The organism is Ralstonia sp. Ralssp135 (genome assembly GCF_047304345.1).
GTDB lineage: Bacteria > Pseudomonadota > Gammaproteobacteria > Burkholderiales > Burkholderiaceae > Ralstonia > Ralstonia chuxiongensis.
The window spans coordinates 1-21823 of the sequence record NZ_JBGLYZ010000048.1 but is presented as its reverse complement, the minus strand read 5'-3'; the positions used below and the strand labels follow the sequence as shown (position 1 = coordinate 21823).

Annotated in this window: 20 protein-coding genes and 1 pseudogene; 5 read left to right on the top strand and 16 right to left on the bottom strand. The window is 63.1% G+C overall.

The window, feature by feature from the left end; translation table 11 throughout:
• Position 1 precedes the first annotated feature (1 nt).
• From ACCD03_RS22915 to ACCD03_RS22900, 4 genes are read right to left on the bottom strand one after another with little or no spacing between them, the layout of a single operon-like run.
• Positions 2-1090 carry a phosphotransferase gene (locus ACCD03_RS22915; protein ID WP_325651589.1) on the bottom strand — a complete coding sequence of 363 codons (1089 nt, stop codon included), beginning with the start codon at positions 1088-1090 and terminating at the stop codon, positions 2-4.
• A gap of 37 nt (positions 1091-1127) precedes the next feature.
• Positions 1128-1865, bottom strand: a complete 738-nt coding sequence (locus ACCD03_RS22910; RefSeq protein ID WP_413412972.1) for a histidine phosphatase family protein — start codon at positions 1863-1865, stop codon at positions 1128-1130.
• Between the two features lie 12 nt (positions 1866-1877).
• Positions 1878-2657, bottom strand: coding sequence for an oxepin-CoA hydrolase, alternative type (locus ACCD03_RS22905; protein WP_325651587.1), 780 nt, complete (start codon positions 2655-2657; stop codon positions 1878-1880).
• Between the two features lie 26 nt (positions 2658-2683).
• Positions 2684-4255, bottom strand: coding sequence for a 3-hydroxyacyl-CoA dehydrogenase (locus ACCD03_RS22900; protein ID WP_413412971.1), 1572 nt, complete (start codon positions 4253-4255; stop codon positions 2684-2686).
• 46 nt (positions 4256-4301) lie between these two features.
• On the opposite strand from ACCD03_RS22900, the gene ACCD03_RS22895 reads away from it, so the two are divergent.
• Positions 4302-4955: a glutathione S-transferase gene (locus ACCD03_RS22895; RefSeq protein WP_325651585.1), complete on the top strand. Its 654-nt coding sequence runs from the start codon at positions 4302-4304 to the stop codon at positions 4953-4955.
• Positions 4956-4975: 20 nt separating this feature from the next.
• On the opposite strand, the gene ACCD03_RS22890 is transcribed toward ACCD03_RS22895, so the two are convergent.
• Positions 4976-6148, bottom strand: coding sequence for a pyridoxal phosphate-dependent aminotransferase (locus tag ACCD03_RS22890; RefSeq protein WP_325651583.1), 1173 nt, complete (start codon positions 6146-6148; stop codon positions 4976-4978).
• A gap of 12 nt (positions 6149-6160) precedes the next feature.
• Positions 6161-6685: a putative toxin-antitoxin system toxin component, PIN family gene (locus tag ACCD03_RS22885; protein WP_253537577.1), complete on the bottom strand. Its 525-nt coding sequence runs from the start codon at positions 6683-6685 to the stop codon at positions 6161-6163.
• 37 nt (positions 6686-6722) lie between these two features.
• Here ACCD03_RS22885 and yaaA point away from each other — a divergent pair, with 37 nt between their 5' ends.
• Both yaaA and ACCD03_RS22875 read left to right on the top strand, forming a co-directional pair.
• Positions 6723-7496: a peroxide stress protein YaaA gene (gene yaaA, locus ACCD03_RS22880; RefSeq protein ID WP_253537574.1), complete on the top strand. Its 774-nt coding sequence runs from the start codon at positions 6723-6725 to the stop codon at positions 7494-7496.
• 14 nt (positions 7497-7510) lie between these two features.
• Positions 7511-8656 carry a M14-type cytosolic carboxypeptidase gene (locus tag ACCD03_RS22875; RefSeq protein WP_413412970.1) on the top strand — a complete coding sequence of 382 codons (1146 nt, stop codon included), beginning with the start codon at positions 7511-7513 and terminating at the stop codon, positions 8654-8656.
• Between the two features lie 40 nt (positions 8657-8696).
• Here ACCD03_RS22875 and ACCD03_RS22870 read toward each other — a convergent pair whose 3' ends face one another.
• The 10 genes from ACCD03_RS22870 to ACCD03_RS22825 form a co-directional block, all read right to left on the bottom strand.
• Positions 8697-9521 carry a BspC domain-containing protein gene (locus ACCD03_RS22870; protein ID WP_253537568.1) on the bottom strand — a complete coding sequence of 275 codons (825 nt, stop codon included), beginning with the start codon at positions 9519-9521 and terminating at the stop codon, positions 8697-8699.
• A gap of 156 nt (positions 9522-9677) precedes the next feature.
• Entirely contained in the window at positions 9678-11276 is a 1599-nt protein-coding gene (locus ACCD03_RS22865; RefSeq protein ID WP_253537565.1) for an ABC transporter substrate-binding protein, read from the bottom strand.
• Positions 11277-11437: 161 nt separating this feature from the next.
• Positions 11438-12649 (bottom strand): DUF2863 family protein, encoded by a 1212-nt coding sequence (locus ACCD03_RS22860; protein WP_045206230.1) that lies wholly within the window; start codon positions 12647-12649, stop codon positions 11438-11440.
• Between the two features lie 97 nt (positions 12650-12746).
• Positions 12747-13019: a hypothetical protein gene (locus ACCD03_RS22855; protein ID WP_413412969.1), complete on the bottom strand. Its 273-nt coding sequence runs from the start codon at positions 13017-13019 to the stop codon at positions 12747-12749.
• Positions 13020-13237: 218 nt separating this feature from the next.
• Positions 13238-15943: an aconitate hydratase AcnA gene (gene acnA / locus ACCD03_RS22850; RefSeq protein ID WP_413412968.1), complete on the bottom strand. Its 2706-nt coding sequence runs from the start codon at positions 15941-15943 to the stop codon at positions 13238-13240.
• Positions 15944-16019: 76 nt separating this feature from the next.
• Positions 16020-16427, bottom strand: coding sequence for a 2-methylcitrate dehydratase (locus ACCD03_RS22845; RefSeq protein WP_045206233.1), 408 nt, complete (start codon positions 16425-16427; stop codon positions 16020-16022).
• Positions 16428-16462: 35 nt separating this feature from the next.
• Positions 16463-17017: a hypothetical protein gene (locus ACCD03_RS22840; protein WP_253537556.1), complete on the bottom strand. Its 555-nt coding sequence runs from the start codon at positions 17015-17017 to the stop codon at positions 16463-16465.
• Between the two features lie 258 nt (positions 17018-17275).
• On the bottom strand, positions 17276-18172 hold the full coding sequence (gene prpB, locus ACCD03_RS22835) for a methylisocitrate lyase (RefSeq protein ID WP_253537553.1): 897 nt from the start codon (positions 18170-18172) through the stop codon (positions 17276-17278).
• A 23-nt stretch (positions 18173-18195) separates the two neighbouring features.
• Complete coding sequence (locus ACCD03_RS22830) at positions 18196-19176, bottom strand: HpcH/HpaI aldolase/citrate lyase family protein (protein ID WP_413412967.1); 981 nt, start codon at positions 19174-19176, stop codon at positions 18196-18198.
• Positions 19177-19292: 116 nt separating this feature from the next.
• Entirely contained in the window at positions 19293-20279 is a 987-nt protein-coding gene (locus tag ACCD03_RS22825) for a malate dehydrogenase (protein ID WP_253537547.1), read from the bottom strand.
• Between the two features lie 352 nt (positions 20280-20631).
• Between ACCD03_RS22825 and ACCD03_RS22820 the strand changes: the two genes are divergently transcribed.
• Together ACCD03_RS22820 and ACCD03_RS22815 are read left to right on the top strand one after the other, a co-directional pair.
• A complete protein-coding gene (locus tag ACCD03_RS22820) occupies positions 20632-21441 on the top strand; it encodes a GntR family transcriptional regulator (protein ID WP_253537544.1) in 810 nt (269 codons plus the stop codon).
• A gap of 272 nt (positions 21442-21713) precedes the next feature.
• A pseudogene (locus ACCD03_RS22815) lies at positions 21714-21823 on the top strand (succinate dehydrogenase, cytochrome b556 subunit); the annotation flags it as partial.

Here is a 21823-nt window from a genome sequence, read left to right as displayed (position 1 = left end):
GTCAGGCGCCGGCCTGCTGGGCGTACTTCCAGCCTAGTTCGGCCATCGGGCGGGCGCGCTTGCCTGCTTCGAGTGCCTGCGCCGAAGACGCCGTGCCATCCACCACGCGCTTCATGATCCCCTGCAGGATGCCGGCAATGCGGAACATGTTGTAGGCGAGGTAGAAGTTCCAGTCGCCCGTGATGCGGCGGCCGGTGCGTTCTTCGTATTGGCGGATGTACTCGGCTTCCGTGGGAATGCCGAGTGCGGCGAAGTCCAGACCCGCCACGCCACGGAACTGCCCCGGCTCGATGTGCCAGCTCATGCAGTGGTAGCTGAAGTCAGCCAGCGGATGGCCCAGCGTCGACAGTTCCCAATCCAGAATGGCCAGCACACGGGGCTCGGTCGGGTGGAAGATCAGGTTGTCGAGCCGATAGTCACCGTGAACGATGCTGGTGATTTCGTCGGCTTCTTGCGGTACGTGCTTCGGCAGCCATTCGATCAGGTTGTCCATTGCCGGAATTGATTCGGTTTCCGACAGCTTGTACTGCTTGCTCCAGCGCTCGATCTGGCGTGCGAAATAGTTGCCGGGTTTGCCGTAATCGGCCAGGCCGATGGCGGCGTAGTCGACCCTGTGCAGTGCGGAGATGACGCGGTTCATCTCGTCATAGATGGCAGTGCGCTCGGCGGGCTCCATGCCGGGCAGGGCCTGATCCCACAGCACGCGGCCCTGCACGAATTCCATGATGTAGAAGGCGCGGCCGATCACGGCTTCGTCTTCGCACAGCGCATACATCCTGGCGACAGGCACGTCGGTCTTGGCCAGTGCATCCATCACCCGGTACTCGCGTTCGATGGCGTGTGCGGATGGCAGCAGCTTTGCCTTCGGCCCGGGCTTGGCGCGCATCACGTACGTGCGCGACGGCGTGATCAGCTTGAACGTCGGGTTCGACTGGCCGCCCTTGAACTGCTCAACCGTGAGCGGGCCGGCAAAGCCTTCAACGTGTTCGCGCATCCACGCCTCCATCGCGCCGATGTCGAACTTCTGCTGATCCGCTACCGGGCGCGTGCCCTCGAAGGCTGAGAAATCCTGCTGGTCTGTCTGTGCCATGGGTGTGTCTCCGAATCTTGTTGGGTATCTGGAAAATTCAGGCAGCTGGCTGGCGATGCTGGAGGTATTGCTGCAGCAGCACCTCCATCGTCGTCAGCCGCGAGCCGAGATGCGTAGGCGAGGGCGCCGAGAAATTGCTCATGCGCAGCACCCAGTCGGTCGGGGCATCGCCAACGTCGAGCACGTTGATGCAGCCGGCGGTCTGCGCGAGGCTGCCGAAGAACACGCGCTCGCCGCCGGTGATGGCGTGCGAGAGGATCGCGCGGTTGGTGCCGCCATGCAGCACCAGCAGCACGGTGTCCCAGTCGGTTTGCGCGCGCAGCTGAGCGATTGGCGGAATCACCCGGTCAAGAAATTCGCCGATGCTCTCACCGTTGAGGAAGCGCCGGTCTTCCGACACCGTGCCTTCAAACGCGCCGATAAACGCTTGCGCGAGTTCATGCTCGGGAATCTCCGCCAGCTTGCCGCCGCGGATCTCCTGCAGCTCGGGCCAGTGTTCAAGCGCGATGCCGCGCTCCTGCATCGCTGGCATCTCGGCCAGCACACGCTGCGCGGTTTCGACCGTGCGCGGCAGGCCGCTGACGATCACGCGGTCGAAGACGATGTTTTCGTCGGCAAAGATCTTGCCCGCAGCGGTGGCTTGGCTGCGACCAAGTTCGTTGAGCGGCACGGCCTCGGGCGAGGGAATGGGGCGGCCGGTTTCGTCAAAGTACGTCACGGCGCCATGACGCATCAGATAGACGCGTCGGCGCTGGGGTGTCGGGAAGGGAACCATGCGGGCCGGAAATTAGCGGTATTGAGGTTTGCGCTTTTGCAGGAACGCCGAGATGCCTTCGTTGCCGTCGGCGTGGTGCAGCGCTTCGACAAAGCTGTGCTGCTCGGCCTTGAGGTGATCGTGCAGCGAGGCGTCTTCGGCGTGGGTGATCAGGCCCTTGATGCGGCCCACGGCATGCGGTGATTGCGCTGCGAGTTTTTCCGCCAGTGCCAAAGCATGGTCCAGCGCCTCGCCGGGTTTGACCACTTCGTTGATGAGGCCGAAGTGCGCCAGCCGCTCCGCGCCAACGGGCTTGCCGAGCATGATGATTTCGCTCGCCAGCGGGCGCGGCAGGAAGCGCGCGATGTGCCACGAGCCACCGCCGTCCGGCGTGAGTGCCACGTTCACGTACGCCATCACGAACTTCGCATCCGATGCGGCAATGGCAAAGTCGCACGCCAGCACCAGCGAGAAACCTGCGCCGGCTGCCGGGCCTTCCACTGCGGCAATCACCGGCTTGGGAAACGTGCGGATCGTCTCGATCCAGTGGTTGAGCGCGTCGATGCCTTCTTCCTGAACGCTTCTCGGTTTGCTCCGGTTTTCCAGCAGGCGGTTCAGGTTGCCGCCCGCACAGAAGGCATTGCCTGCGCCCGTGAAGATGACAGCGCGGATCTCGTTGTCGTTGGCGGCGCGGTCGAGCGCTTCCATCGACGCGGTGTACATCACCGGGTCCAGCGCGTTGCGTGCGTCTGGGTTGGACAGCGTCAGCACCAGCGTCGAGCCGATGCGTTTGGAGAGCAATTGCGCGGTCATGGCGGCCTCGTCAGAGTAAGCAGCAATCAGGCATCAGGCGTGAGCAGCGACATGCCCAGACGGGCGCGGCGCAGCAGCCACGGGCTCGGGCGATAACGCGGGTCGCCATAGAGCGTGTAGAGGTTTTGCAGGACTTCCAGGATGGCGTTCGTGCCCAGCGTATTGCCGAGTGCCAATGGCCCTTGCGGATAACCGAGACCCAGAGTGACGGCGAGATCGATGTCCGTGGGCGTAGCAATGCGCTGCTGTGCGATGTCGCACGCGATGTTGACGATGCATGCGACGATGCGCTGCGCGACAAAGCCGCCCGAGTCCCGGATCACCGTGACGGGCACCCCGTCGGACGCGAGCAAGCCGTGTGCGGCATCGCGGTAGGCCGCATCTGTGGCGGGTGTGGTCATCAGCGTGCGGCGCTTGGTGGCGGCAAACGGATAGAGCGTGTCGAGCGCCACGGTGCGGCGTGCGTCGAGCCCTTCGGCGGCCACGCAGGCCGTGGCATCCAGGCCGCGCGGCGTGACGATGATCAGCGCATCGGCGGACGGTTTGGAACCGGCTTCGGGCGTGATGCCCAGATCAAGCAACAGGCGCTGCGCTGCGGCGTGGCCGGCGTCATGCGCGCGGCTGATCCACACCGAAGATGGACGCGCAGAAGGTGCAGGCGTCTCAGCGGGGACTTGCTTCTGTCCTTCCGGATAGCGGTAGAACCCTTCGCCCGTCTTGCGGCCCAGAATGCCGCCCGCAAAGCGCACCGCCGTGATTTGCGACGGACGATAGCGTGGCTCGTCGTAGAACTGGCGGTAGACCGATTCCATCACCGGATGCGAGACATCCAGCCCTGTCAGGTCCATCAACTCGAACGGCCCCATGCGGAAGCCGGCCTGCTCGCGCATGATGGCATCGATGTCCGCATACGCCGCCACACTTTCCTGGGCCACGCGCAGGCCCTCGGTGTTCATGCCGCGCCCGGCGTGGTTGACGATGAAGCCCGGCATGTCGATGCAGCGCACGGCGGTGTGGCCCATGCGCTTGGCCAGTGCGGCCAGGGCGTCACCGGTAGCGGGCGCGCTGCGCAGGCCGTCGATGACTTCGACCACCTTCATCAGCGGCACCGGGTTGAAGAAGTGAAAGCCTGCGACGCGTTCGGGGTGCTTGCATGTCGCGGCAATCGCGGTGATCGACAGCGACGATGTATTCGACGCCAGGATGGCATCTGCGCGGACGATGTTTTCGAGCTGACGGAAGAGGTCGCGTTTGACGTCCAGCTTCTCGACGATGGCCTCGACCACAAGATCGCAGTCGGCCAGGTCGGTCAGGGCGCCTGCCGGAGTCAGTCGGGCGATTGTGGCGTCGGCGTCATCCGCTGTGAGCTTGCCCTTGGCGGCCAGCTTGGCCAGCGTGTCGGCCAGCGCCGTGCGCGCCGTTTCCACGGCTTGCGGGTTGGCGTCGAACAGTTTGACGCGCAAACCGGCCTGGGCCGCGATCTGCGCAATACCGCGCCCCATGGCGCCCGTGCCCACAATCCCGATAGTCTGCATATGAAATCCGCTGCGATCGAAAGAAGTCTGGCTAAAATAGCACGAGCGTGCGATTTCTGGCATCCGCACCGACCATAACGGACGGCCAAATTACCAAGGAGACGGCTTCATGCTGACGCTATACGGTTTTTCTGCGAGCAACTACTACAACAAGGTCAAGCTCGCGCTGATGGAAAAGGGAATTGCGTTTGAGGAATCGCTGCGCTGGCCGGACCAGACCGACGGTGAGGTTTCGCCGCTGCACAAGGTGCCGTATCTGGTGGGTGAGGACGGTGGAATGTGCGAATCGCAGGTCATCATCGATTATCTGGAAGCGCGCTACCCGCAACATCCGCTGATTCCAGCCGATCCGTTCAAGGCGGCCAAGGTGCGGGAAATTGTGGCGTTTCTGGAGCTGCACCTGGAGCTGGTCGCGCGCCAGCTGTTTCCCGAAGCGTTCTTCGGCGGCAAGATCAGCGACAACCTGAAAGTGAAGGTGCGCGAACAACTGCAGAAGAACATCCCGGCGGCGGCCAAGCTGTTCAAGTTCTCGCCGTATGTGGCGGGTGACACGTTCACCATTGCGGACTGCGCGGCCATTGTGCATTTCCCGCTGGTCAGCCAGGCCACCAAGATCATCTACGGTGAAGACCTGCTGGCGCAGGTCGAGGGCGTCAAGCCTTACCTGGCCAAGATGGCCGAGAACCCCAACGTGCAGAAGGTGCGGGCGGACAGCAAGGCCAATCTGGAACAGATGCTGGCGCACTACGCCAGCAAGCGCTGATCGGCTCCTGCGTAACTTTCTTACACCTTCGACAAACGCTCCAGGGCAACTTGGAGCGTTTCGTCTTTCTTGGCAAAGCAAAAGCGCACCACGCCCGATTCGTGCGGCTGCGAGTAAAACGCCGATACGGGAATCGCCGCCACGCCAATCTCGCCCGTGAGCCACTTGGCGAACTCGGCCTCGGGCAGATCGGAGATGGCGCTGTAGTCGACGCACTGGAAGTACGTGCCCTGGCAGGGCAGCAGCTTGAAGCGCGTCTTCTCCAACCCCGCGCGGAACAAGTCGCGCTTGTGCTGGTAGAACGACGGCAGCTCCAGATACGGACGCGGATCCGCCATGTAGTTCGCCAGGCCGTGCTGCATTGGCGTGTTGACGGTGAACACGTTGAACTGGTGCACCTTGCGGAACTCCGCCATGAGCGCGGCAGGCGCGGCCACGTAGCCGACCTTCCAGCCCGTCACGTGATACGTCTTGCCGAAGCTCGACACCACGAAGGCGCGCCGCGCCAGCTCCGGAATGCGCGCGACGGACGCATGCTGCACGCCGTCGTACACCATGTGCTCGTACACCTCGTCCGAGAGCAGCAGCACGTTGGTGGGCGCCAGGATCTCGGCCAGCTTTTGCATGTCGTCCGCATGCCAGACCGTGCCGGTCGGGTTATGCGGCGTGTTGAGCATGATCAGGCGCGTGCGCGGCGTGATGGCCGCTGCGAGCGTGTCGAACGGGATGCGGAAGTCCGGCGCGTTCAGCGTGATCGGCACCACCTTGCCACCCGCCAGTTCAATCGACGGGATGTAGCTGTCGTACGTCGGCTCGAAGACGATGACTTCATCGCCCGGATGCACGCAGCACAGCACCGTGGTCAGCAGCGCCTGCGTGGCGCCGGCGGTGACGGTGATCTCGCGGTCGGCATCGTAAGTGTGACCGTACAGATTGGCGATCTTCGCGGCAATGGCCTGGCGCAGTGCGGGTACGCCCGTCATCGGTGGGTATTGGTTCAGGCCCGCGCGCATGGCATCGGACACCGCATCGACGATGCGCGGGTCGCAATCGAAATCCGGGAAGCCCTGGCCCAGGTTGACGGCCTGCTTTTCCACGGCCAGCGCCGACATCACGGTGAAGATGGTAGTGCCGACATTCGGTAACCGCGAGGGCGGCGGCGCGATGGGCGCGAGCGATTCAACAGTGGTCATGACAAGACGGCTTCAGGCTTGATTTGGGGTGGCAGCGAGGGCAGCGGTTTCCAACTGGACCAGCGCGACGAACTGCTTGGGCGGCAGCACCGCCACGTCGCAATACTTGGCCATGCGTCGCTTGAGCTTGAGCACGGCGCGGTCCTTGGAAACGAGATAGGCAACGCCGGCGGCATCGGCCAGCGCGAGAAATTTCTGGTCGTCGCGATCCTTGCATCGCGGGACGAACGCTTCGCCTTGCGTGCGGGCGGCTTCTTCAGGATCGGCAACGGACCGTGTCACGCGATCGACCCACGCCAGAGCGGCTTGCGCGTCGACGGCGTAATGCGCGAATTGCGGGTAATCCAGCACGCGGCGCAGTTCTTCGCGGCAGGCGGGGCTGATGATGGCGTCCAGCCGGCCGGCATCAAGCGCAGCGCGGATCGGTCGCGCAACCGCATCGTCGAAGATCAGGATGTCGACCCAGATGTTGGAGTCCAGCACCACGCGCGGGGCCAGAGCCTGGGTGGAGTGGGCGAGGGCGGCAGCGTCTGCCATTCGATACAATTCCAGACTTGTGAACCGCGATTCTGACATGATCATCGTCCTCTCGCCGGCCAAGTCGCTCGACTACGACACACCGCCGCGCACCAAGACCCACACGCTGCCCGATTTCATCGCGCGCTCCGCAGAACTCATTGAAGTGCTTCGCAAGCTGTCGCCAGCCCAGATCGGCACGCTGATGCACATTTCCGACCCGTTGGCGGCGCTCAATGCCACGCGCTATGCGGATTGGTCGTCCGAATTCACCGCCGAGAACAGCAAGCAGGCCGCGCTGGCTTTCGACGGCGATGTCTACGGCGGGCTCGACGCCAATTCGCTGGCGGTCGACGATCTGCAGTTCGCGCAGAAGCATCTGCGGATTTTGTCGGGGCTGTACGGCGTGTTGCGCCCGCTCGACTGGATGCAGCCGTATCGCCTGGAAATGGGCACGCGCCTGGCCAATCCGCGCGGCAAGGATTTGTACGCCTTCTGGGGCGACGACGTGACGCTCGCACTCAACAAGCTCTTCAAGCAGGACGACGACCCCGTGCTCGTGAATCTTGCTTCTGAAGAATATTTCAAGGTGGTGCGGCCCAAAGTGCTCAAGGCGCGCATCGTCACACCGGTTTTTGAAGACTGGAAGAACGGGCAGTACAAGATCATCTCGTTCTACGCAAAGCGTGCACGCGGTCTGATGGCGCGCTACGCGATCGAGCACCGGATCACCGATCCGCGCAAGCTCAAGGCGTTCGATGTCGACGGCTATGCCTTTGTCGCTGCCGATTCCGACGACGAGCGCTGGGTCTTCCGGCGCAAGCTCACCTGATGACAGGATCCGACATGACAGCCACTCAGCCGCACATCTCCAGCGCGTTCGACAGCGGCGCCATCGAAATCGTCGATGCCGCACGCGCCGATGCCATTCGCCTGCGCATTCGCCGCGATTCGCACGCAGACTTCATGCAGTGGTTCCACTTCCGGCTGCAAGGCGTGCAGGGCCAAACCTGCAAACTCGCGCTGGAAAACGCCGGTGAATGCACCTACGCCGCCGGCTGGAAAGACTACCGTGCCGTCGCCTCGTACGACCGCGAGCACTGGTTTCGTGTGCCGACACGCTATGACGGCAAGATGATGACCATCGAGGTGACCCCCGAGCATGACAGCATCTGGTTTGCATACTTCGAGCCGTACTCGGATGAGCGCCACCTCTCGCTCGTGGCCGCCGCGCAAACGAAGCCGGGTGTGCGCACGCAACGCTTGGGACAAACGGTGCAGGGCCGTGACATGACCAGCATCACCGTCGGCGAACCTGGCCGCGGCAAGAAGAACGTGTGGATCATCGCGCGTCAGCATCCGGGCGAGACGATGGCCGAGTGGTTCGTTGAGGGCCTGCTTGCGCGTCTGACGCGTCAAGATGCCTGGAGCGGCGATCCGATCGGCCGTGTGCTTGCCGAGCGCGCCGTCTTCCATATCGTGCCGAACATGAACCCGGACGGCTCGTCGCTGGGCAATCTGCGCACCAACGCGGCCGGCGCCAACCTGAATCGCGAGTGGATGGAGCCCGACGCCCAGCGCAGTCCCGAAGTGCTGGCTGTGCGTCAGGCCATCGAGCAGACCGGCGTCGACCTCTTCTTCGACATCCATGGCGATGAGGCGCTGCCTTATGTGTTCGTGGCGGGCAGTGAAATGCTGCCGGGCTTTACCGATGCGCAGCGTGCTGATCAGGACCGCTTTGTCGCAGCTTTCCTGCGCGCGTCACCGGATTTCCAGACGCGATACGGCTACGAGGCCAGCAAGTACCACGAAGACGCGCTGAAGCTCGCTTCCAAGTACGTCGGCCACACCTATGGGTGCCTGTCGTTGACGCTGGAAATGCCGTTCAAGGACAACGCCAACCTGCCCGATGCACGCGCGGGCTGGGACGGCGCCCGCAGCGCCGCGTTGGGCGCGGCCATGCTGCAGGCGATCCTGGAGTATCTCGGCTGAAGATAAGCGCTGCGCCGCCTGTGTGGGCGGCGCGCTGCGCTTAGTTGGAGGACGACTTCTTCGTCGTCTTTTTGGCCGTCGATTTGCTTGCGGTCGTCGACTTTGTCTTGGCCGTGCTGCTGCCCTTGGCGGACTTGGCCGTCGCTTTCGTCGAGGCCTTGCCCTTGGCCGCGCTCTTGCCGTGTGCCGCCGCACTGGTCGTGCAGCGATGTCCGCGGCGGCAGTGCGTACGCGCTTTCGACGACGAAGGTGCAGCGGCTGGCGCGGCGAACGGCTGGCCATTGGCGTCGAGCAGCTCATACGCCAGCATCATCCCTTCGTCATACCCGCAGCGCACGCGCACTGGCTCCCATTGGTCATTGCCCGTGCCGCGCTTGTGCACGGCGGCATTGAAGCTGACCACGCTGGACACCTTGATCGCGCCTTGCTTGCTGGACGAGAAGCGGGAGTCCCACGGTTCGACCTTGGCTTGGTCGTTGGAGAGCGCGCCGGTTGGCAGGCGGAACTGGTCGAAATTGGTTGAGCGCGGGATGATCCAGCTCGCATGCGCAGCGCAGTCGGCCACGTCGGGGCGGGCCCCTTCCGATTGAATCAGGCGGTCACGGGTTTGTGCGCGGTATTCGGACAAGCTCATCTTGTCCTTGGAGGGCAGATTGACCGTCGTGGTGCCGCTGCTATTGGTCGCGTCGAAGACGATGGGCGGCGTGGTCGGGACGGGCTGAGTGGCCGGCTTGGCTGGCGCGGCGGGGATGGTCGGCGTGGCGTTGGTGGCCTGGGTCGACCCATCGGTCGGTTCAGTCTGCAGGTTGGAGCAGGCGGCCAGCAAAGCGACGACGCCGAGACAAAGTAGTTTGGGTCGCAACATCACGAGTTACAGGGTGTCGGCGTGGAAATCGCCATGATAGAGGAAAGCTAAGGATGAAAGTTCCTGCTAGTTACCCCAATGCGTCCCCAACGCGGCACATCCGGCGGATTTGCTGTAACAGTGCGTTACGGCAAGGTGTTGGTTACCAAGTGATCATCATTGCTTGGTGAACAACCACGCGAGCGACCATTCGTCGGTGCGCGCCTCGTAGCGGATGCCCTTGCGCATGGCCCACGTGGCCAGTTGGTGATGCGACGGGATGATCGCGTAGTCGGTCTGCGCAAAGCGCGCCGCGATCTTGGCGGCCTGCTCGTGTGCCTGTTCGCTCGAGACCGTCGACAGCGATGTCTGCACCAGTTTGTCCAGTTCCGGATTGCTGTAGCGGCCCCAGTTCCACGAGCCGTAGCCGGTTTGCGGGTTGGGCGTGCCGAGGATGCTGCGCAGCGCCACATCGGCCGCCACCGAGCCCCAGCCGAGCATCATGAACGAGAACTCGCCCTGACGCGCGCGCGAGAAATACGCCGCCACCGGCAGCGTTTCCACCTTCGTCTGAATGCCGATGCGCGTGAGCAGCTGTGCGGTGGTTTGCGCGACCTGCGCATCATTCAGATAGCGGTTGTTGGTGGCGTGCAGCGTGAGTCCGAAGCCGTCCGGATAGCCCGCCTCGGCAAGCAGTTTTTTCGCACGAGCCGGGTCATAGGCAATTGGCTTGCCGCCCGGATGCCCGAAGATCTGCGGCGACACGATGCTCGATGCCACTACGCCCTGGCCCTCAAGCACGCGGCTGACGATGGCATCGCGGTTGATGGCCAGTGCGATAGCCTCACGCACGCGGTGGTCCTTGAGCGGGTTCTTGGCCAGCGGCTTGCCAGACTTGTCAGTCACGAACGGCGACACATCGCGGCTCTGGTCCATCTGCCAGAAAATCGTGCGCCACGACACCTGCTGTTCGAGGTGGAACCTCGGGTCCTGCTTGATGCGCGGGACGTCCGCAGCCGGTACGGCCTCGACGACATCCACATCGCCCGAAAGCAGCGCGGCCGTGCGCGCGGCATTGTCGGTGATGATCTTGAAGGTCACCTTGTCCCACTGCGGCACGCGGCCCCAATAGTGCGGGTTCTTCTTCAACACGATTTCCTGCCCGCGCGTGAAGTGGTCGAACAGGAACGGTCCCGTGCCGATCATGGTGCGGCCCGCATCAAAGTCTGCCTGCGCCGCGTTGGCCACTTTCTTCGGGATGATGGGCAGGCTGTTCAGATCGTTCGGGATGCTCGCGTAATTGGGCGTCGACAACTTCAGCCGCACTGTGAGCGGATCGACGATCTGTACGTCGGTAATTGACTTGGTATAGCTGGTGAACGGGCCCGGGCTATTGGTCAGCCGCGCCGGACGCTCGATCGATGCCTTCACGTCTTCGCCGGTGAACGGCGTGCCGTCGCTCCACTTCACGTTGGGGCGCAGCTTGATCTCCCACGTGTTGGCATCGACAGGTTTCCACGAGGTCGCCAGGCCGGGCGTGTAGCGGCCGTTCTTGTCGAGGAAGACCAGCGACTCGAAGATGTGCAGCGCCATGGCGTTATTGGGGCCGGCGTTGTTCCATTGCGGGTCCATCGAAGTGACGTCGGCGGACAGGCCGATGCGCAGGTCGTCGGCTTGCGCGGCGAACGGTATTGCGGCAGCCGCAGCCAGCGCGCAAGCGGCAAGGTTGCGGATCAGGGCGCGGATGGGAACACACAAGAGGGGACGGGTTGTCATCGGGGGGCTCCTGGGGTTCGGGCAATGATGCATGTGGCGGAAGATCGTCATTGTGCCGCAGCCCGGCCGGGCACGTGCGACGCAAACCGACAATCAATATGAACGATGGCGGAGCAATAAAAAAGCCACCCGGAGGTGGCTTTGATAACGTGCGTTGCCGATCAGTGGAACAGCGGCTGCTGTGTCGGCGCGTCTTCCGGCATTTCTGCGTGGACGATTTCGGCCGCGCGGTCTGCGTAGAGCGGGGCGCCGCAATCTTCGCAGTACTCCGGCTCGAAGAGCTGGCCGTGGCGGAAGATGTCTTCGATGCCGCAGGCGCGCAACTCGTCGCAGATCTGCTCGAGCGGACTGCCCGGTTCGCCTTCCGCGGTGACATCCGTGGCTCCACCATCGCGGCCGTACACGGGCCAGACGATGCCGTAGATGAGTTCTTTCTCGCCGCGCACCGTGAACGCTACGCGATATTCCTCGATCTGCTCTTCGCCGAATGCGCCGATGATGGCGCCGAACCGGTTGGCCGGCATATCGAGCGCGCCCTGCAGGTAGTTGACAGCAGCGCGGACGGTCAGCGGGCGGATCTGCTTGTCGGACTCGCGGCAGGACAGGAAGAATGCGTCGGGCAGCAGCAGGTCGAACTCGCAGCCAGGCATCAGTGTTGAGATGGTCGGCGTGACTTGCTCGCGCCATTGCTCCAGGCAGGCGGAGCGCTCTGCGTGGTGCTCCTTGGCGTCTTCCTGCCAGCGGAACAGCGCCTGGCCGTGTTGTGCGACGACGATCGCCACCAAGTAGCGCGGATCGGCCAGGATCGGTGCCGTCTCGGGCATATCGCGCAATTCGACCTTTGCCGGCTGGCCCGACAGCGCATAGGCCGCCAGCTTGTGCGTGAGCGCAAAGGTGTCGGAATGGGTGCGCGGCAGCTGGTCGATGCTGTACAGATACGGCGCGAGCGCCACGCGGGCGTTTGAAGCCATCACGTGGGCCTGCAGGTGCACCTGTAGCGTCTGCGCCATCTCGGGCTTGATCGTGCCCGACGGGATCATGTAGCGCGTGTGTGCCAGGATGGGCGCTGCAATCAGCAACGCGTCATATTCGACGCCGCCCGAGCTGAGGATGGCCGATTCGGCCAGTGTCTCGGCCTGTTCGGCCAGCACGTCGGAAGCTTCCTCGTTGTGTTTGAAAAGATGGTCTAACGCGGCGTCGAGCGCGGTCTGGCTGCCGTTCTTGAGCAGCCGGGAAAGACGTTCGGACAGCCTTTGTTCCCAATAGACGTCTTCGATGCGGCTGCCTGACGCGTCGAGCGCCAGCGCATCGGCCACCAGCCGTTCTGCATCGGGGGAAAGACGTTGGGGAGCCTTGGAGCGGAATCCTGCCATGCTGTGCCGTACCGGTCGTTGGAACAATGAAAGGGGCGTTATTTTACCCTTGTACGCTGCTGCGCGACGCCTATTACGAAACGCATAGGCGAAAACGTTAAGGCTTGGCCGCAGGCGCCGATGCTCCCGCTGCCACGCTGCTTGCGGCCGCAGGTATGGAAGCCGTTGTGGGTTCTGATGCGGCCGGCGCGCTGGCTGGTGCCGTGCGCGTCGCGGCAACCGGCTCGGAAGCAGCCAACGGCGGTGGCGGGGGCACAGGCGCAGCTGCTACAGCGGCGGCTGAGGTCTGGGCGTCGGTCTGCGGTGCCTTGACCAAGATGTAGAAAACGGCAGCCGCCACGACGATGAAAGCTAGTACCACTTGGGCCATGGGTGCGGGACTCCAGCAATGAGACGACCAGGCGAGGGCGGACGGCAATTTCGACACCACCAGGGCGAGCACATCACGCGGCCTATTCGGCACACTGTACCAAAGCCTGCTCCCTGATTGGAGCATCGTCACCTTGTTTGATTCGGCAGGCAATAAAAAAAACCGGCTCCGAAGAGCCGGTTTCAGTCCTGCACTAACGCAGCGTAATGGCGTGAAGCTTAAGCCGCCAGCAGCTGACGCAGCACGAACGGCAGGATACCGCCGTGCTTGTAGTAGTCGACTTCGATCGGCGTGTCGATGCGCAGCAGCACCTGTGCACGGGCGGTCTCGCCGTCTGCGCGGTGGATCACAAGGGTGACATCCTGTTGCGGCTTGATTTCGCCGTCCAGGCCTTCGATGTCGAAGGTCTCGTCGCCCACGATGCCGAGCGATTGGGCCGAGTCGTTGTCCTTGAATTGCAGCGGAAGTACGCCCATGCCGACCAGGTTCGAACGGTGAATACGCTCGAAACTGCGTGCGATCACGGCCTTCACGCCCAGCAGCTGCGTGCCCTTAGCGGCCCAGTCGCGCGAGCTGCCCGTGCCGTACTCTTCGCCACCGAACACGACCGTCGGCGTGCCTTCGGCGATGTACTTCATGGCAGCGTCGTAGATCGACATTTGTTCGCCGCTTGGCTGGAACAGCGTTTCGCCGCCTTCCACGCGCGAACCGTCAGCCTTGGCCGGGATCATCAGGTTCTTGATGCGCACGTTGGCGAACGTGCCGCGCATCATCACTTCATGGTTGCCGCGGCGGGAGCCGTAGCTGTTGAAATCGGCCTTGAGCACGCCGTTGGCCAGCAGGTACTTGCCGGCCGGCGAAGTTTCCTTGATCGACCCGGCCGGGGAGATGTGGTCGGTCGTCACGGAATCGCCAAACACCCCCAGCGCGCGCGCGCCCTTGACCGATGCCGAGGCAGCAGCCGGCGTCATACCGAAGCCTTCGAAGAACGGCGGCTCGGCGATGTACGTCGACTTCGGCCAGTCGTAGACCTGGCCCTTCGTGCCCTTGACGTTGGCCCACAGCTTGGACGGCTTCTTGACCTGTTCGTAGTTCGTGCGGAACGTGTCGGCGTTCATCGCGAACTTCATCAGCTTGGCGATCTCGTCCGAGGTCGGCCAAATGTCGCCCAGATACACGTCCTTGCCGTTCTTGCCCTTGCCGACCGGCTCGGTCATCAGGTCGCGCGTCACGTTGCCGGCGATTGCGTAAGCGACGACCAGCGGCGGCGAGGCCAGGAAGTTGGCGCGGATGTTCGGGTGAATGCGCGCTTCAAAGTTGCGGTTGCCCGACAGCACGGCGGCAGCAACGATGTCGTTCTTCACGATGGCTTCGTTGAGTTCCGGCGTCAGATCGCCGGCGTTGCCGATACAGGTCGTGCAGCCGTATGCCGTTACGCCAAAGCCCAGCTTCTCCAGGTACGGCAGAAGGCCGGCGGCTTCCAGATACTTCGTCACCACACGGCTTCCCGGGGCGAGCGACGTCTTGATGTGCGGCGCGACCTCCAGGCCCGCTTCGACAGCCTTCTTGGCCAGCAGGCCCGCCGCCAGCAGCACGCTCGGATTCGAGGTGTTCGTGCAAGAGGTGATGGCTGCGATCAGCACGTCGCCGCTCTTCACGTCGACGCCGTTGGTGGTCGTGAAGGTCTTGTCGAGGTCTTCCGATTTCTTGTTGAAACCGTTTTCCGCGACCGGCTTCGAGAACAGCGACGAGAACGTCGACTTCACGTTGCCGATTTCGATACGGTCTTGCGGGCGCTTCGGGCCAGCCAGCGACGGGGCCACCGTGGCCAGATCCAGCGTCAGCGTTTTGGTGTAGTCGATTTCGCCGGCCTTCGGCACGCCAAACAGCTTTTGCGCCTTGAAGTAGCCTTCGAACGCGGCGATTTCTTCCTTCGTGCGGCCCGTGCCCTTGAAATAATCGATGGTCTTGTCGTCCACCGGGAAGAAGCCCATCGTGGCGCCGTATTCCGGAGCCATGTTGCCGATCGTGGCGCGGTCCGGCAGCGACAGGCTGGCCGTGCCTTCGCCGAAGAACTCGACGAACTTGCCGACGACCTTCTCCTTGCGCAGCATTTCGGTAATCGTGAGCACCAGGTCGGTGGCCGTGCAGCCTTCGCGCAGGCGCCCCTTCAGCTCAACGCCCACGACGTCCGGCGTCAGGAAATACACCGGCTGGCCCAGCATGCCGGCCTCGGCCTCGATGCCGCCCACGCCCCAGCCCACCACGCCAATACCGTTGATCATGGTGGTGTGGCTGTCGGTGCCGACCAGCGTATCCGGGTAGTAGACGCCGCCCTTCTTATGGACGCCGCGCGCCAGGTATTCCAGGTTGACCTGGTGGACGATGCCGAAGCCCGGCTGCACCACGCCAAACGTGTCGAACGCCTGCATGCCCCACTTCATGAACTGGTAGCGCTCGTTGTTGCGCGAGAATTCCAGCTTCATGTTCAGGTCCAGCGCCTTCTTCTCGCGGAAGTGGTCGATCTGCACCGAGTGGTCCACCACCAAGTCGACCGGCACCAGAGGCTCGATCTTCTTGGGGTTCTTGCCCATGCGCTCGGCCACGTTGCGCATGGCGGCCAGGTCAGCCAGCAGCGGCACGCCCGTAAAGTCCTGCAGCACCACGCGGGCAACCACGAACGGGATTTCATCAACGCGCTCGGCGTTGGGCTTCCAGTTGGCCAGTTGCGCAACGTGCTCTTCGGTCACCTTCTTGCCGTCGCAGTTGCGCAGCACGGACTCCAGCACGATGCGGATCGACACCGGCAGGCGCTCGATCGCCACGCCCAGTTCCTTGCCCAGTTGCGGCAGGGAGTGGAACTTGCCGGTCTGGCCGCCGTTGATCTTAAATTCCTTGAGTGTTTTTTTCAGATTGTGGGGCATGGCATGACTCCAAGGCTTGAGGATTGCGCGGGGTGCCGGGGCGCCCCTTGCGGATACATCAAATCGACAAAATCAATCACGTACAAACCGACAAACGCGTTGACCGGCCTGGCTTCTGACCGGTCGGGTAATCCGCCACGACCCCGCTGAACGTCTTGCCGCCGTTGATGCGGGCGGTGATGCCATGGGCGATCGGACGCTTCTTGGCATCGTGGTCATTCGTGGTGAAAGGCTGGTCTTCCACGCGGGCAATGTTCATGCGCAGCACATTGGTGCGCTGACCGCGGGCGATGGCATCTTGGTGATCTTCGATTGCCTTGCGGCCGAAGAGGGGCGTGCCTGGAGCCGTCGTGCCCGTCGTGCCATCTGACAGGACGGTCCCAGACACAAAAGGCCCACGGAGCCCGGCGCATCCAGACAAGGTCACATCGTCGACGATGACCTTGTCCAGATTCGTGCGGATGTTCGCAACCGGTGCGGACATGGGCGGCTCCTGTAGGCCTTTTGCGCGATATCGCGTTATTGCTGGGCCGGTTGGGCTGCGCCCGGCGCAGGGGCCGGAGCGGGGGGCGGGCTGTCCGGCGCCATCAGCGGCAGGCCGGCCGGAGCGCGCAGGGCGCCCGCTTGCGTCGGGGCCGGTGCGCCGGCAGCCATTTCGGCGGTCTGGCACTCATCGGCCAGACGGTGGCCTTCGTTGCGGTCGAACAGCATGGCCTTGGCAGGGATCACCACCAGATCCATCCCGGTCTTCTGATCGAAGTAACGGTCGGCGCCCGTGCGGGTCATCTGGCGCGGCAGCAGGTAGTTCTTGCCCTTCCAGTACATCGTAATGATCTGATCGCGCGCCATGTCGCCCTTGAGGTACATCTCGTTGCCAAGCTCGCACTTCCATTCGACGCCTTCCGGCTTGACGGCAGCAACAGGCGCGGCCTTCTTGGCGGCATGCTTCTTGGTCCAAGTCTTCTTTGCCGGAGCCTTCTTGGCAGCCGGCTTCTCTGGGGCCTGAGCGGCTGCATATTGCGATGCAGCCAGCGAAAGAACGCCAGCACAGGCGCCCACGATGAATTTGTTCATAGGGTTTCCTTCGGTAAGACAGAGTGGGGGAGGCGGCTGCCAGGCCACGGAACGCCACGGCATTTCGCACACCGGCCGGTATTTTGACCGATTTGGACGCTGCGCCCAACGTTCTGTTACATGCTTGCCCGACCGCTCCGCCAAAAGGGGGTGTCGTGCTTGCGCCAGCGCCGTTTTTCGGGTTGTTCCCGGGCAGCTTGCCCCCGCAGTTTTGCCTTCCGTTCTCCTTGTTTGCGTTGGTGTGGATCTTGGCCCGGCTCAACCGCGATTCTGTGCGAACAGCGCGTCCAGCTTGGCTTCGTAATCGTGGTAACCAATGCTGTCGTACAGCTCCATGCGCGTCTGCATGGTGTCGACAACATTCTGCTGCGTGCCATCGCGGCGAATGGCGGCGTAGACATTCTCGGCGGCCTTGTTCATCGCGCGGAATGCCGACAGCGGATACAGGATCATCGACACGCCTGCGGTGGCCAGCTCATCGCGTGTGAAGAGCGGCGTCTGCCCAAATTCGGTGATGTTGGCCAGCACCGGCACCTTCACCGCGTCGGCAAACTTGCGGTACATCGACAGTTCCGTCATCGCCTCGGGAAAGATCGCGTCGGCGCCGGCTTCCACGCAGGCCACGGCACGTTCGAGGGCGCGGTCAAAGCCTTCGACGGCCAGGGCATCGGTGCGGGCCATGACGACAAAGCTGGCGTCAGTACGGGCATCGACGGCGGCCTTGATGCGATCGACCATCTCGTCCTTCGAGACGATCTCCTTATTGGGACGATGGCCGCAGCGCTTGGCGCCGACTTGGTCTTCGATATGCATGGCCGCAGCGCCAAACTTGATGAGCGACTTGGTCGTGCGCGCCACGTTGAATGCCGAAGCGCCGAAGCCCGTGTCGACGTCTACCAGTAGCGGTACGTCGCACACATCGGTGATGCGGCGCACGTCGGTCAAAACGTCGTCCAGGCCTGATATGCCGAGATCCGGCAAGCCCAGCGAGCCCGCTGCCACGCCGCCGCCCGACAGATAGATCGCGCGATAGCCGGCGCGCTTGGCCAGCAGCGCGTGGTTTGCATTGATGGTGCCGACCACCTGCAGCGGCGATTCTTCAACCAGCGCCTGGCGGAAGCGCGCTCCTGCGCTGGCTTGGGTGTTCGTCGTCATGGTGAATCTCCTTTCTATGCCCGTCACGCGAAGAAGCGCGCGACGGCGTCGGCCGGCATCTCCACGCCCGTGGTGTGCGCCCGTTGCAGCACGGCCCACCAATAGCGATAGCTCGCGCGGTCATGCAGCCGGCCTTCATGCTGGATTGGTCCCCACGAGGCGTCCTGCGCCGCAGCAAGAATGGCGCTCGCGAGTGTCACTTCTTCGTGCGATGGGCGGAAAGCCGAAACGATCGGCGTGATCTGGTCCGGATGGATGCTCCACTTGCGCAGATAACCGAACTCGTTGCGGGCACGCGCAGCATCGGCGCCCGCGCGGTCCGGGTGTTTGATGTCAGTGCTGACGTTGTGCGACGGCACTTTGCCGTGGGCGTGGCATGCGGCGGAAATATCGGTCAGCGCGCGGCGGATCAGCGGATGCTCGAACTGCTCGGGCGAGCCCATCGCCGCGCCCGGAATCGCACCGTTGTGCGCCGAAACAAAATCCATCAGCCCAAAGCTCAGGCACTCCACCTGCACCAGCGACGCGATGTCGAACACCTGCGCGAGCGCGCCATGCGTTTCGATCAACACGTGGATCGGCAGGTGCCGCGCAATGCCCGCAACCTTGGCAGCTTGGTTGATGCGATCGGTCACGCGCGCCACTTCCACCACGTCACGTACCTTGGGCACGGTCACGTAGGCGAGGCGGCGGCCGGCAAGGCCAACAAGGATGTCGACGTCTTGCGTCCACGCATCGTGGTTCGGATCGTGGATGCGCACGCCAACGCGGTTGAAACGGTTGTCGTCGCTGTTGATGAGCGCGGCGGCCAGTTCGGCATGTGCGCGTTCCTGGCCGACGGAGGCACCGTCTTCGCAGTCAAACGTGATGTCGAAAACAGGGCCAAGGGCTTGTTGCAGAGCGAGCGACTTGCGCATCAGTTTTTCTGCGCCCGCGTAGTGGTCGCAGACCGGCAATTGGGCCGGCAGCGCATCGTCCTGGAACAAAACCTCGGTGGGGTGCACGGGTTGTATCGGTTGGGCGGCGCTTGTCACGCCTATGTCTTGATCAAAATGCAGGTGTAAAAAAAACCGGAGGGTTCGCTGCCGATCCGCTCCGGTTCTTTCTTAGATCATGCGGATTACAGCAGATGCTGCACGCCCGCACGCTCGCCTTCCAGCTCGTCGAGCGTGATCTTGATCTTGCCTTGGCTGTACTCGTCGATTTCCAGGCCTTCGACGATCTTGTACTTGCCGTTTTCGGTGGTGACCGGGAAGCCGAACATCACGTCCTTCGGAATGCCGTATTCGCCGTTTGACGGGATGCCCATCGTGACAATCTTGCCGTTGGTGCCGAGCACCCAGTCACGCACGTGGTCGATGGCGGCGTTGGCAGCCGAAGCAGCCGACGACAGGCCGCGCGCTTCGATGATGGCGGCGCCGCGCTTGCCAACGGTCGGCAGGAACACGTCGTTGTTCCACACCGGGTCGTTGATCATGTCCTTGACGCTCTTGCCGTCGATCGTGGCGTAGCGGTAGTCGGCGTACATCGTCGGGCTGTGGTTGCCCCACACGAACAGCTTTTCGATGCTCGACACCGGCTTGCCAGTCTTTGCGGCGATCTGCGACAGGGCGCGGTTATGGTCCAGGCGCAGCATGGCGGTGAAGTTCTCACGCGGCAGGTCCGATGCCGACTTCATGGCGATGTAGGCGTTCGTGTTGGCCGGGTTGCCGACGACCAGCACCTTGACGTTGCGCGAGGCTACGGCGTTCAGTGCCTTGCCTTGTGCCGTGAAGATCTGGGCATTGGCCGACAGCAGGTCCGCACGTTCCATGCCCGGGCCACGGGGGCGGGCGCCCACCAGCAGTGCCACGTCGGCGTCCTTGAATGCGGTCATCGGGTCGGAATGCGCTTCCATGCCAGCCAGCAGCGGGAATGCGCAGTCTTCGATCTCCATCATCACGCCCTTGAGCGCCTTCTGGGCCTTCTCATCGGGGATTTCCAGCAGCTGCAGGATGACGGGTTGATCCTTGCCCAGCATTTCGCCGGCGGCGATGCGGAACAGCAGGGCGTAACCGATCTGTCCAGCAGCGCCGGTCACTGCGACGCGCATGGGTGCTTTTGCCATGAGAACTCTCCAAACGGTAGTGAAAGCGGATCGCACTGCGCGCGGCGCGCATCCCGGCAGGATGTCGGTGCAGCCTCGCAGGCATTGCCGGCAACGGTCGGCGCCTCGTGGGCGGTCGGCTCAGAAACGGCAAGAGCCTCGCAGTTTACTGCGTCCGCATGACGATGTGGAAACACACTGCAATTGACCTTTGAGCCGTTGTGGCGTGTCGTGGGGGCCGTCGCCCGGAGCAGGCGCGAGTGTAGGTCCGGCCTCGCTGTAAAGTCAATGAATCTTCTGTCTTATATAAGACATAAGACATTCTATAAACGGGCTGGACGCCTTTGTCGCTTTTGTGGTGAAATCGCCAGTTATGTCGAGCACACCCAGCCCTCTATCCGCTGCGATGCCACCCCCGGGCGGCGAAGGCGGCGCATCGTCCGCTTCTTCGGGCGGCGCGGGCGGCTCTCCCACCTTTAGCCCGTTGTATCAGCAGATCAAGACGCTGATCCTGCAAAGCCTGCAGGCCGGCGAATGGAAGCCGGGCGAGATGATCCCCAGCGAGATGGAATTGGCGGCCCGCTACAAGGTCAGCCAGGGGACCGTGCGCAAGGCGATCGACGAACTGGCGGCCGAAAACCTGGTCGCGCGGCGCCAGGGCAAGGGCACCTTCGTTACCACGCACTACGAAGAAGGCGTGCAGTTCCGGTTTTTGCGTCTGATGCCGGAGCAGGGCGAACAGCACTATCCGAGCAGCCGTGTGCTGGAGTGCAAGCGCATGCGCGCCCCGGCTGAGATCGCCCGCTTGCTCGAACTCAAGGCCGGCGATAGCGTCGTGCAGATTCGCCGCATCCTGTTCTTTTCGGGCGAGCCGACTGTGCTGGAAGAAATCTGGCTGCCGGGCGCGAGTTTCAAAGGGCTGACGGCTGAAAAGCTGACCGAGTGGAAGGGGCCGATGTACGCCTTTTTCGAGGCGGAGTTCGGCGTGCGCATGTTGCGTGCCACCGAGCACATCCGTGCAGTGGCGGCTGACGCGACCACGGCTGAATTGCTCTCGGTGGCGGCTCAATCGCCGTTGCTCTCGGTGGAGCGCGTGTCGCATACGTTCGGCGACAAACCGGTGGAGATCCGTCGTGGCCTGTACGTCACGACGCGGCACTACTACCAGAACGAATTGAATTGACGACACGTCGATGGGCCCGATTCGTGCGGGTCATGGCCACTTCGGCGGCGTCTTGGTTTGTGCGTCGCGCAACAGCGTATTGCGCGTCATGAAGGCAGTGTAGAGAAGACAATCGGCCCCCGTATCACGCCACTGGCAGGCGAGGGCAGGAAGCACAAAAGTGGAGCGCGTCGCATGGAATTAATGGTGCGCTGCGCAACAAAAGCGCGCTAAAATCTCGCGGATTTGTGCAAAGCTGTTTTGTTTGTTGATTAGCCAATTGGGGTCTGACCATGGCAGAAGCCATCAAGAAAGCCAGGCCGGTATACAGGAACATCGGTTTGGGCGACATTGCCCGTTACCGCTTGCCCTGGGCCGGTAAGGTGTCCATCTTGCACCGTGC